10 protein-coding genes and 2 pseudogenes are annotated in these 11,037 nt (G+C 64.9%); 3 read left to right on the plus strand and 9 right to left on the minus strand.

Going from position 1 to position 11,037, the window contains the following annotated elements:
• Positions 1-219: 219 nt before the first annotated feature.
• A complete protein-coding gene (locus ACH49N_RS29595; protein ID WP_159919081.1) occupies positions 220-621 on the plus strand; it encodes a serine recombinase in 402 nt (133 codons plus the stop codon).
• 44 nt (positions 622-665) lie between these two features.
• Here ACH49N_RS29595 and puuE read toward each other — a convergent pair whose 3' ends face one another.
• The 6 genes from puuE to ACH49N_RS29625 all read right to left on the minus strand — a co-directional run bounded on the left by puuE (position 666) and on the right by ACH49N_RS29625 (position 7,132).
• Complete coding sequence (gene puuE, locus ACH49N_RS29600; protein ID WP_159919082.1) at positions 666-1,610, minus strand: allantoinase PuuE; 945 nt, start codon at positions 1,608-1,610, stop codon at positions 666-668.
• Positions 1,607-2,602: an allantoicase gene (alc, locus tag ACH49N_RS29605; RefSeq protein ID WP_358276280.1), complete on the minus strand. Its 996-nt coding sequence runs from the start codon at positions 2,600-2,602 to the stop codon at positions 1,607-1,609. The genes puuE and alc overlap by 4 nt, the downstream gene beginning before the upstream one ends.
• A gap of 83 nt (positions 2,603-2,685) precedes the next feature.
• Positions 2,686-3,933: a DUF6986 family protein gene (locus ACH49N_RS29610; RefSeq protein ID WP_358276282.1), complete on the minus strand. Its 1,248-nt coding sequence runs from the start codon at positions 3,931-3,933 to the stop codon at positions 2,686-2,688.
• 338 nt (positions 3,934-4,271) lie between these two features.
• A complete protein-coding gene (locus tag ACH49N_RS29615; RefSeq protein WP_159919085.1) occupies positions 4,272-4,508 on the minus strand; it encodes a hypothetical protein in 237 nt (78 codons plus the stop codon).
• A gap of 136 nt (positions 4,509-4,644) precedes the next feature.
• Positions 4,645-6,846, minus strand: a complete 2,202-nt coding sequence (locus ACH49N_RS29620; protein WP_358276283.1) for a cation-translocating P-type ATPase — start codon at positions 6,844-6,846, stop codon at positions 4,645-4,647.
• A gap of 1 nt (position 6,847) precedes the next feature.
• On the minus strand, positions 6,848-7,132 hold the full coding sequence (locus ACH49N_RS29625) for a DUF1490 family protein (protein WP_159919087.1): 285 nt from the start codon (positions 7,130-7,132) through the stop codon (positions 6,848-6,850).
• A 661-nt stretch (positions 7,133-7,793) separates the two neighbouring features.
• Here ACH49N_RS29625 and ACH49N_RS29630 point away from each other — a divergent pair.
• Positions 7,794-7,973: pseudogene (locus ACH49N_RS29630) on the plus strand (DUF4177 domain-containing protein); the annotation flags it as partial.
• 45 nt (positions 7,974-8,018) lie between these two features.
• Here ACH49N_RS29630 and ACH49N_RS29635 read toward each other — a convergent pair.
• Both ACH49N_RS29635 and ACH49N_RS29640 read right to left on the minus strand, forming a co-directional pair.
• Positions 8,019-8,606 (minus strand): DUF998 domain-containing protein, encoded by a 588-nt coding sequence (locus tag ACH49N_RS29635; RefSeq protein ID WP_250772897.1) that lies wholly within the window; start codon positions 8,604-8,606, stop codon positions 8,019-8,021.
• Positions 8,607-9,476: 870 nt separating this feature from the next.
• Positions 9,477-9,875, minus strand: coding sequence for a hypothetical protein (locus ACH49N_RS29640; RefSeq protein WP_358276285.1), 399 nt, complete (start codon positions 9,873-9,875; stop codon positions 9,477-9,479).
• 259 nt (positions 9,876-10,134) lie between these two features.
• On the opposite strand from ACH49N_RS29640, the pseudogene ACH49N_RS29645 reads away from it, so the two are divergent.
• Positions 10,135-10,272: pseudogene (locus ACH49N_RS29645) on the plus strand (phosphate transport system regulatory protein PhoU); the annotation flags it as partial.
• A gap of 207 nt (positions 10,273-10,479) precedes the next feature.
• On the opposite strand, the gene ACH49N_RS29650 reads toward ACH49N_RS29645, so the two are convergent.
• Entirely contained in the window at positions 10,480-10,863 is a 384-nt protein-coding gene (locus tag ACH49N_RS29650) for a hypothetical protein (RefSeq protein ID WP_358276286.1), read from the minus strand.
• Between the last annotated feature and the right edge of the window lie 174 nt (positions 10,864-11,037).

Below are 11,037 nucleotides of genomic sequence, written 5' to 3' on the forward strand. Positions count from 1 at the left end.
ACTTGTCAGCCATTGTCGGTCCTTTCCGAATCGGCAACCGCGAACTGACCTCGACCATACCCAACACAAGAATTAAGTCCAGTTCAGCTCTTCGTGACGACGGATCGTCGGTGACTCCGAGGTGCAAGGCGCGCAGTAAATTTCACGTAACTTGCTTATTCCTCACCCACGGCTATGGTGCATGGCAGCACTAGTCGCACCTACTTGGAGGACCGAAATGTGAACGCAGCTACCGATCGTCAGTGGGCGGTTCGTGACGCTGTTCTGCGTTGGCTTCTCGCGAAGACAACGGAGGGATATCGGAGTCCCATCCTGGACGCGGATGCCATCGGAGCGGAAGTCGGCTGGGTGGCCTCGAAGCTCACCAGTGACGAAGTGGCCGACGCCTCGATGTTCCTCTTCAAGGAGAACTATGTGACGGGCGTGCCGGTAATGGGTATCGGGATTCCACGACCGATGCTGACCGTCGCCGGACGTCGGGTGGCCAAGGCAGGCAAATCCCTCAGGTACAAGGACGACGCTCAGCAGGCGAAGTTGCGCCGGCGTTTGACCGTGCCGCTCGCAGAGACCTCCGCAACGACGGCAAGCTCCGGCGCATCAGGGACGGAGTTCGATCGGTAACGGATCGCGCACGCGTCACCGCCGCCGTGTCGAACCACACTGAATCACCGGCTGGGAGCCACCGGGTGCGTGTCGCGCCAGTGGCGGGCGATCTCGATCCGCCTGGCTACCCACACCTTCTCGTGGGACTGCACGTGGTCGAGGAATCGTTCCAGCGCGGCGGTGCGCGCGGGCCGGCCAACGATGCGGCAGTGCAGACCCACGGACAGCATCTTCGGCGCCCCCTCGGCGCCCTCCGCGTAGAGCACGTCGAAGGCGTCCCGTAGATGAGCGAAGAACTGCTCGCCGCTGGGAAAACCTCCCGGTGAGGCGAACCGCATGTCGTTCGTGTCGAGGGTGTACGGCACCACCAGGTGGTCGACCAGCCCCTTGCCTGGCGAATCCACCTTCACCCAGTACGGCAGGTCGTCGGCGTACGAGTCGGAGTCGTAGAGGAAACCGCCGTGTTCGACTACCAGTTCCCGGGTGCGAGGGGAGTCGCGGCCGGTGTACCAGCCGAGCGGCGACTCACCGGTCAGATCGCGCAGGATGTCGACCGCCTCCGCCATGTCCTTGCGTTCGGCGTCCTCGTCGGAAAGCTGATACGACTTCCACCACAGACCGTGGCTGGCGATCTCGTGGCCGAGTTCACGAAAGGCGCTGACGGCTTCTGGGTTTCGCTGCATGGCCTTCGCCACCGCGAAAATCGTCAGCGGCAGTCCTCGCCGCTCGAACACCCGTAGCACACGCCACAGTCCGGCGCGGGAACCGTACTCGTAGATCGACTCCATGCTCATGTGCCGGTTCGGGAACGGCTGCGCCCCCACCATCTCGGACAGGAACGTCTCCGACGCCCCGTCTCCATGGAGGACGTTGCTCTCGGCGCCCTCCTCGTAGTTGAGGACGAACTGGACGGCGATCTTCGCGCCGCCCGGCCACTGCGGGTCGGGGGGCTTCGGCCCGTACCCGACCAGGTCACGGGGATATTCGGAGTCGAATCCGTGGGTCATGACTGCAACCCTGCCCGACCGGCTTCGGTCAGGGAACCCCACAGCCGCAGCCGTGCCATGCCACCGTCCGGAAAGATGTCGAGCCGGGCCTGCGTGACCGGCTGATCGTTGTCGACGACGAACCGATGCCTGGTGTCCGGCTGCAGGCGTGTCCGGGGGAGGAGCTCCACCCAGTCGCCGTCGCCGTCGCGTCCCTGAATACTCGCCTCACCGGGCGCATTGCCGAGGAAGTACGAGGTGTCCAGTTCGGCCAGCGACACGATGCCCTGAGCGGCGAGAAGAATCTCTACCCAATCGTTGTTGTCGTCTCGTCGCCGAGAGGTTTCCCAGCCGTCGCCCATGACGCGAGCCGATCCAGGGAGCAGCATGTTCTGTGGTGATCCGTAGAACATGTTGGAGCAGGACATCACTCGTGCCCCGTTCTCCAGGGCAGCGAGATCCACCGGTCCGGCGTCGAGGAAGCGAAGATCCGGACGACCTTCGCCGTGCACGCGCAACCGGGCCACCCCGCCGTCCGGGTACAGGGTCAGTTTGACGTGCGTCCACCGCCGCGCCGAGTCCACCGGAAAGGGATTCTCGGTGTCCCCTCGAACTGGGCTGCGGCCGACGATGGTGGTCCACTGTGCGCCGACCACTTCGTCGGCCGACGGGTATCCGTCGATCGCCCCGGCTTCGACGGAAATTTCCGGTGGATAGTTGCCCGTGAACCATGCGGTGTCGACCACCACGCCCCGAATGACACCGGGAACCCCGAGGCGCACGATGGCCTCGTCGATGCCCGCGGTCCGGCGTCGGCGCGTCTCCCAGCCGTCGTAGATCTGGCCCTTGTGCCCGAACGTGGCCGACTGGTACACGGCCGCAGTCGGGCGGATCAGATTCTCGCGCTCGGCGAACAATTCGTCGTTCGCCCACACGACCGCGCCGCCGAGCGTGCGGACGGCCAAGTCCGGAAGACTGCGAAAGCTGGGCGGGGCAGGAGTGTTCGGAGTCACGATGGAGTACCTCCTGATCGGGCGTGGAGCAAGTGTAGGGCGTCGGCGATGCCGCCGGAGCGTCGCCGACCGGGTCCGGCCGCTCAGGTACCCGGGATCACCGTGCGGGAGACGAGGTTGTGGAGGACGTCGACCGTGCATCCGGGGGCTTGCGCCAGTACCACGTCCTCGTCGAACGCGCCGCAGGCGAGCCCGCGGAGAGCGACGGTGGCGAGGGCTTGTGCCGTGGCCGGTTCGTCCACCACGCCACCGCCCTGCCGATCGAGGTAGGCCTGCAGACGGGTCGCCGCGGCGGGCAAGGCACCCCGGTAGAAGTCGAAGGTGGCGAGCCAGCGGGTGATCAGATGCCCGGGATGCATGTCCCAGCCCTGGTAGTAACCGCGCTCGAGCGACCGGGTGACGAGCCGGTAGTGCCGGGACAATGCGGCGCGGACGTCGTCGTCGCTGCCCTGTGGGACGACCTGGGTGGAGCCGTCGCAGACCCACACCCCGGTCTGGGCCGCCGCCACCAGCATCACGGACTTCGCGTGGTCTGCCACCGGATGCTCGAGCGATTGGAAGCGAGACGCGATGCCGCAGGCCGCGCTGTAGTCGTAAGTGCCGTAGTGCAATCCGGTGCACCGGCCGTCGGCGAGATGAATTGCCTTGGCGACGGTGACGGTGCCGTCCGGGCCGATGACGGCCTGGGGGCTCTCGATCTGCAATTCGAAGTGCAGTGACCCGTCCGGCAACCCGTAGGCGCGTTCGAGTTCCTCGCACAGTGCCACGACTGCGGTGACCTGCGCCGCGGCGCGCAGCTTCGGGACGGTGAATACGAAACCGTTCGGAACGCCGCCCGCACCTTCGAGGACGAGTTCGAGAGTGCGGATCCCGCGGCGGCGTTCGTGGGGCGCCAATCCTTTGGCGCGAATTCCGAGGGATCGCGGGCCGTCGGGGTCGGACGAGAGCAGGCGCAGTGTGCGTCCGGCGTCGAGCGCGGCGGCGTCCTCGATGTCATCGCTCCGCCATCCGTACCCGTCCTCGAAGTCGATGCGTAAGTCCATGACCGGACGGTTCTGCAACACCGTGCGGACATCGGGCAGAGCGTCGGTGGTTCCGAAGGATTCGAGCGCATCGGCGTAGCGGTCCAGCAGCGCAACGGCCTGTTCCGACCAGCGCCGGGGGGTGTCGGGGCGCGCATCCGCCGCACTCACATAGACGGTGTGGATGGGCTGAGACTGCGGACGATCACCCGGAAAGTGTTGTGCAAGAGAGGTGTCGATGGGCCCGAGGAGGGCGTCGACACGGTCGAAGCCGCTGTCCGGGAGCCGACTGAGGTACTGGGGGTTCACAGCACGATCTTGGCAGAAATGCCGGCATCGCGAGGAGTGGCAGATCCGAACTCCAGCCCTGGAGAGAAACCCTGCCCCGAAAGAACCCCGGCCCAGGGGAAACGGGCCGGGGTTCGATGACGGTGAAGGATATGGAGAGGAGGGTCAGTTGCTGCCCGGCCCGCTTCTCGTCGTCGCCACAGTGGTGGCAGGGCGGATTTTTGCGGCATTCGGGCCGCTCCACGCGCCGGCCGGTTGCGAAGAAATTGCGGGCGGGGCAGCAACGCCCTCGGGAAGTAAGCTCACGCTAGGGCATCACCATCCTTTCGACTACGTGTTCCCTCTTCGTCGAGCGGTCATCATCCGCGCGGAGGGGAGCGCTGCGTCGCGTCGACTTCCGCTCCCGTGGCCTGCGCAGCCAGTTCCGTTCGCGTAGAGGGGACTCGGCCTGCAGAGGGAACGCGCTCGGCGCGGATCGCGACTCGTACCAGCGACACCACGGCGCGTGGCGTCAGCGCCTCGGCGAGAAGTCGATCAGAGTCGGCGATCGACAGGTCGTAGTCGATATCGCACCATCGGCGTTCGCTGCACAGCATTGCGTCGACCTCCGGAAACCCTCGTTGCTGACAGGTTACCTACAGCAGAAGCTGTAGATTCGTTATAGCAAACGCTCCAGCGTGCTGCAAGGGGCTGTGGCCGCGATTTTGTCCCCGGTGAGAACATCCGGACATCTCACGCGGACTTGCTGCCGACTCCGGTGCGTGTGGGTTGCTGCAGCTCGTAGGTAATCAGGCGGGAACTATTGGCGACGACGGCGACGGAGGAGGCGTTGTGCAGAATGGCGGCGAGGACGGGCGACAAGGCGCCGCCGGCGCTGACGAGTAGGCCGATCGCATTGACCGCGATGGACATCGCGTAGTTCTGCTGAACCAATGCGACCGCGTGGGCACCGAGGTCGCGGACATCGAGGAGGCGGCGCAGGTCGTCGCTCGCGAGCGCCACGTCGGCGGTTTCGACGGCGACGTCGGTACCGGCCAGGCCCATGGCGATTCCGATGTTCGCGGCGGCGAGCGCCGGCGCGTCGTTGGTGCCGTCACCGACCATCGCGACGGTGTACCCGTCGTCCTGCAAACGGCGGACCGCGTCGAGTTTGTCTTCCGGCATCACCTCGGCCTGCCACTCGTCGATGCCCAGTTCCGCCGCCACCGCCGCGGCCGTCATCGGATGGTCGCCGGTGAGCATCACGATTCTTCGGATACCGTCCGCCCGCAACCGCGACAACACCTCGAGCGCCTCGGGCCGCACCTCGTCACGGAGACTGATCAGCCCCACCAGCTTGCCGTCGACCGCCAACAGCAGCGGCGTCTCGGCCCGCTGCTGGAGTTTGCGTACCCAGTCGGCGGCCCGCTTCGACACGCGCACGTTCTCGTCGCGCAGCAATCCTTCGCTGCCCAGGAGCAGCGTCCGCCCGTCCGCCCACGTGCGCATACCGAGGCCGACGAGGACCTCGCACTCTTCGTGTGGCGGGATCACGATGTGTCGTTCCTCGGTCGAGCGGATCACCGCCTCGGCGAGTGGATGCCGGGAATGAATTTCCGAGCTCGCCGCATAGGCAAGGACCCGTTCCGGCTCCCAATCCTTCGCGAAGGCAACCACATTCGTGACGATGGGGCGACCGATGGTCAGAGTGCCGGTCTTGTCGAAGACCATCGCATCGACGCATCCGGCCTGCTCCAGGTGCGATCCGCCCTTGATCAGGATGCCGCGCCGGGCACCGTTGCCGATAGCGGCGCTGATCGCCGTCGGCGTCGACAACCCGACCGCGCAGGGGCACGCGATCAACAGCATCGTCATGGCGCGGCGGACATCACGGGTCAGGACGAGGGTCAGCGCGGACAAGGCGAAGGATGCCGGCACGAAACGGCGGGAGAAATTTTCACCGACGGTCTGGATCGGGGCGCGGTGCTCCTGCGCCTGCTCGACCTGAGAGATGATGCGGCCGATCGTGGTTTCGTTGCCGACCGCGGTGGCCCGGATGACGAGCCGTCCGCGCAGCACCACCGAACCCGCGTGCACGAGGTGTTCGGCCGAAGTGGCGATCGGCAGCGTTTCACCGGTGATCGCGGACTGGTCGACGATCGCCTCACCCTCCACCACGACACCATCCACGGGAATCGCGACGTGATCGTGGACCACGACTTCGTCCCCCACCTGCAGCGAATCGACGTCCACCGAAACCTCGGTGCGGTCGGCCAGACGAATCCACGCGGTGTCCTGAGTGCCCTTGAGGAGATCGGAGATGGCGCGCCGGGTACGGCGCAGGGTGAGTTCTTGGAGGTACTCCCCGATGTTGAGCAACCACAGCACCGTCAGGGCCACCACGTTCTCCCGGAGAACCAGGCTGGCCACCGTCGCGGCGGAGACCAGAGCGTCAGTGCCCGCCGTGCGGTTTCCGGTCAAAGTGCGGAGTGCTCCTTTGAGGAAGGGGTAGCCGGTGAAGATGGTCGCGCCGGTGGCGAACACGCGGCTGGTCGGGCCGAGTAGCGGTGCGCGGCGCAGTCCGTATCGGCGGACTCCGAGCACGAGCAGGGCGGCGCCGCCGATGGCCATCCGGACGATGTCGGCGTTACCGACGTCGGCCGAGCGAGGGGAGCGGTCCGGAACCAGCGCCCAGGGCGTCTCCTCGCCTGCAGCGATGGTGTCGAGCAACTCGGTGCGATCGAGCCGTTTCGGCGAATACCAGACCACCACCGACGCGGTCCGCGGATAGGCGTGCACGGCACGCACCCCGGCGAGCTTTTCTATCGAATCTTCCAGGGCGACGGCCCGTCCCACACTCGCGCGGAGCCACGGCAGATGCACGCGAATTCTGCCCGCCGCATCCGACAGGACTGCGACATCGTGCGAGACGTGCGAGGCCGGCTCGGCGGACATGTCAGTGTGTGTGACCGTGACCGGTGTCGGGCTCCGCCGGCGGGGGAACTTCCTCGCCGATCCTGCCCTTGGCCTCGGCGATGACGTCGGCCACCTTCAGCCTTGCCGACTCCGCGCCCTCCTCCGCCTTCCGGGTCCCGCGCAGTCCCCATGCGGTCACGGTGACCGCAGTCTCGTGGAAGGGCGCCTTCGCGACCGCTTTGCGGGCCGCGTTGTACGCGGCGACACCGACAGCGCCGGTGACCACGGTGGAGGCAGCTTTAGCGAGCAGAATGTGAAGGGCCATGACCTATCGTTGCACCCACAGCTCGAAAATGGGATCTATTGCAGTAGCCGCGACATCATGCATCGCGCAAAGCTGACGTTCCGCCGGTCGAGGCCTCCGCGAGGATGGGGGCCGGATCGCCTGCGTTCTAGGTCTTCGCGTGTGTGACATCCACGAAATATGGTTCGACGAGTACTATCTCGCCGAAGTGCGGCCAGCGCTGGCACCGCAGGTTCACCCGGCACTGTGGGTGACAGAACGAGTGAGCCGAATCGCGCGCCGCGCACGATCAATGACGCCTTCATGACCGCTCGAAACGCCGCAGCACCGGATGCGGCGCTGGATCTGCATTGTCTGCGCCACTCCTATCTGCTCGCGAGCCGGGAGCTCACGCCACCAGGTGCTGGCGGCTTCCTACGCCAAAGGCACTCGAAGTGCCAGGGCGACCTTGCTTGCGTCCCCTGAATCAATTCACCGTTTCATACTGCCCGACTCACGTCGACACGACGCGTCGAGCGGGACCGACTGGGGTAATACGAGGACAGGCGTGCCCGGTAGTCCGGAGTATCGGTCGTGCCCAGACCGCGCCGGTTCAGCATGGAGCCGGTGCGGCCGCCCACTCCTGCACCTCGCGGGCCTGTGACCCAGGCCTTCGTCGTCTCCGTCGTCGTGGGCGGCGGCCGTCGAGGTCCGCGAGAAAATGATCGGCGGCAAAATGTCCGGCGGCAAACTCGAAGACCTGCTCAACCAGTACGCCCAGCAAGGATGGCGTCTCAAAGCAATAACCTCGTCCGATGTCAAGGGCAGAATCGGCCCCGGCAGCGTGGAGGGGCTGCTGATCACCTTCGAACGCGAAGGCTGAGCAGGTCCGGACACCGATCAGCCGACGTGTTTTACGCGCCGAACATCACCTTCGCCGTGAGGCGGGGACCAGGCGAGGCCCCGGGAGCGAGGGAGTGGCTGCCATCCGATCGAGCACCGAGGTGCCGCATCCGCGGACCTTTCTCGACCGTGAGGTGGCGGTGCGCGGGTGGAAAGTGCGCAGCGAGAACTCGACGTTGCGGAGCACCGTGCGGCGTGCCAGCCCCATCAGTACCGCCATGCCGGTCACGGCCATCCACATCGGCAACGGGTAGAGAGCGAGACGCTCCCCCAGGCCGAAATGCAGCGCCTGTCCCAGCATGAGGCCGGCGCCGACCACGCCCACGAGTGCGCACAGTGCGGACCACAGGGCGACCAGCCGCTTCTCGTGCCACATATGCCAGGCGATGAGCACGAGCACCACGTGGCGCGCCACGAAGCCCGGCAACACGGCCGACCAGTGGATGATCGTTCCATCGTTCGCCGGAAACAGTCCAGTGGCAGCAGTGCTGACCGCGATGATCACGGCAAGGGAGAGTATCCACTTCTTCTCCCGGCCACTTCGTATGTGTCGATGAAGAAACAGTGCACCGAGGAGGGTGAGCACCCCGAGCGCGACGAATGTCGAATTCATGACGTCGTGCATCGGTGAGCAGGATCCGACTTCGCAGGTCGTCACGCCCAGGGAGCTGATCGAGTCGTGCGCGAAGCTGTAAGGTGTGCTCCACGCCGCCGCGGTGAACACCTCCGCCAGCAAGTAGGCGAACGAAAGTACCCAGGCCGTGCCAGCAGCTGCGTGGCGCAGATTATCTGTTCTCGGTGATGGTCCGGCGCCGTGAGGATTGCTGATAGTGGATTCTCTCTGTCGAACCAGATATGTCGAGTGAGGCCGGAAAGCGGCCCGGATGATCTGCGTGGCCCTACGACCCGAACCTGAGGATGCTGCCCGAAATGTCTGCATGGTCAGCCTCCACTGTGTATCGGGTCGTACTACTGGCGCGCAATCGATCCGCGGTGTCTAGGTTGCCGACCTCTCCGCTCGTATTGGGGACCAAACCGTCCCCTCAGCCGTTCCGTCCGCTGACGACTGCTGACCGAGCGTGCCACAATGACCGCCAGTACGGCGATCACGACAATGACCGCGATCAGGATCCATCTCTTCAGACCTCCTCGTCCTTCGTACGGAATACCCGACCAGCTCTTTCGGAAACGGCGATTGCAGTGTGCACCCCGCCGGTCGGCGAGAATCAATGCGGCAACCACCGGCACGCCCGATGTTCGAAACCTCGCTACGAAGAGGCCAGCGCTGCCGGCCATCCTGATACAACGAGACTCCCGGGGGGAGCTGGATCGCGTCGGCGTTCAGAACGGAACGGTGCGCCGGTGGAGGGAGGGGTTCACTTCACCGGTTCCGGAGCCGCGCGGCCGCCGGCCTGCCGCTTACCGTGTGGTAGCCATCGTTCGCTTCTGCTCCGAGGGTCGAAAGGCGCGGAAGGGTTGCAGATCAAATCGCGTCGGTCCTCCAGGTCGCGACCGCCCAGATCACCACGGTGTTCAGGGCGATGATTGTCAGCGCCCACGCCGGGTAGTGCGGCAACCAAAGGAAATTGACGAAGATCGACACACCGCAGATCACCAAGACCCCAGGCCGTGCCCATGTCGCATCGGCAAACAGGGCGATGCCAGTGACGATGCCGATCACGCCGAGCACCAGATGAGTCCATCCCCACACGATGAGGTCGAACTGGTAGGTGTACTCGATGTCGGTGACGATCATCTCGTCCGCGAAGATCACGGAAATGCTCTGCAAGACTTCGAGGATCCCAACGGCAATGAGTAGAATAGCTGCGCCCCAGGATGTTCCCTGTTCCAGAACCTGTTTGACCCACGATTCCTTGGACATGACCGTTCCCTTCCCGGGAAACGTACAAAGTGCTCTGGTCTCGCTCATTGTTCTCCCTCAAAGCGGTGACGGCAGCATTGCTTCCGAATCCGGCGATCTTGTGCACTCGATCTCCGGCGCACGCCAGACCTGGTCACCACCGTGATCGCCCTGCTTTACGCCTTCATCCCGGATGGGATCACGCGTAGGGTCCCGCGCCCGCGACGGCCCGGCGGTCAGGCATCCGTCGCATGATCGGCGTAACGGTTGGACCGGACCTGGCGAAGCCATCGAGTCGGCCACCGACGCCCTGGTCCACGCCGATCTTCCGCTGGCCGAGCGGGTCTTCGACCTCACCGAGCAAATCGAGCGGTTACACGGTCCGTGTGAGGAGCAGGCGATGGCGTTGCTGGCGTTGTAATGATTCCTGGGTTTGGTACATACCTATCCCGGACGAATGGCGGCACACGCTGATCGTGCTGCAATCGCAGTGGATGGGACTGGGCTGATCTCTTCGAAACATCTCGATGCCGATCGAAACAAATACTGCACATTTCGAATGCCGTACCTCCCCCAGTCAATCGCACGACGACGGGCTCTCGTCGTGCCCGGATCCGTCCTCACCCTAACGTTTCGGTTCCTTGACTCTGTTGCGCAAAAAGATGAGCGGGAGTACGAGCGTGGCGACGGCGGTGACGAGCCACACGATCAGTGTGGCGAAAACCCACGACTGCCACCCGGTGATGGACATGGCACCGAACAGGTTGACCAACACCAGCGAGACGAAGGTGGATACCAAACCGATTCCCCCGAGGAAAGCCGGAGCGTTTCGTTCGGTCACTTTGGTGATGAAGGGCGCGAGGATGCTTTGCGCCAACGCGAAGATCACCACCGTGCCGATGAATCCTGCGGCGGTGATCGATACCTCGGGCAGAAGCCACACCGCCGCGAGAAGGCCGATCGCTGCCGAGCCGAGGAAGATGACGGCCTGGATGAGAAATCGAATCATGAGTCGATCCTTTGCGTCGCAGGGTCAACAGATCACGGTCAGGAGTACGCCCTCGCGGTGAAGGATCAGCGGTTCGGCCGGGGGCCGAGGGCCGCTGGTTTCTGACATACGTCATTGTCTCTCCCACGTGACCGTCTCGCGGCAAGTTGACGATCTCTGCGACTCGACCAGCGG

This window comes from Rhodococcus sp. NPDC019647, from assembly GCF_044389235.1.
Classification (GTDB): Bacteria; Actinomycetota; Actinomycetes; order Mycobacteriales; family Mycobacteriaceae; genus Rhodococcus_F; species Rhodococcus_F oxybenzonivorans.

Excerpts from the sequence above, each read along its gene's own strand:
- puuE (WP_159919082.1), bottom strand. The coding sequence starts at position 1,610 with ATGACCCACGGATTCGACTCCGAATATCCCCGTGACCTGGTCGGGTAC.
- ACH49N_RS29615 (WP_159919085.1), bottom strand. The coding sequence starts at position 4,508 with ATGCTGTGCAGCGAACGCCGATGGTGCGATATCGACTACGACCTGTCG.
- ACH49N_RS29620 (WP_358276283.1), bottom strand. The coding sequence starts at position 6,846 with ATGTCCGCCGAGCCGGCCTCGCACGTCTCGCACGATGTCGCAGTCCTG.
- ACH49N_RS29625 (WP_159919087.1), bottom strand. The coding sequence starts at position 7,132 with ATGGCCCTTCACATTCTGCTCGCTAAAGCTGCCTCCACCGTGGTCACC.
- ACH49N_RS29635 (WP_250772897.1), bottom strand. The coding sequence starts at position 8,606 with ATGAATTCGACATTCGTCGCGCTCGGGGTGCTCACCCTCCTCGGTGCA.
- ACH49N_RS29640 (WP_358276285.1), bottom strand. The coding sequence starts at position 9,875 with ATGTCCAAGGAATCGTGGGTCAAACAGGTTCTGGAACAGGGAACATCC.
- ACH49N_RS29650 (WP_358276286.1), bottom strand. The coding sequence starts at position 10,863 with ATGATTCGATTTCTCATCCAGGCCGTCATCTTCCTCGGCTCGGCAGCG.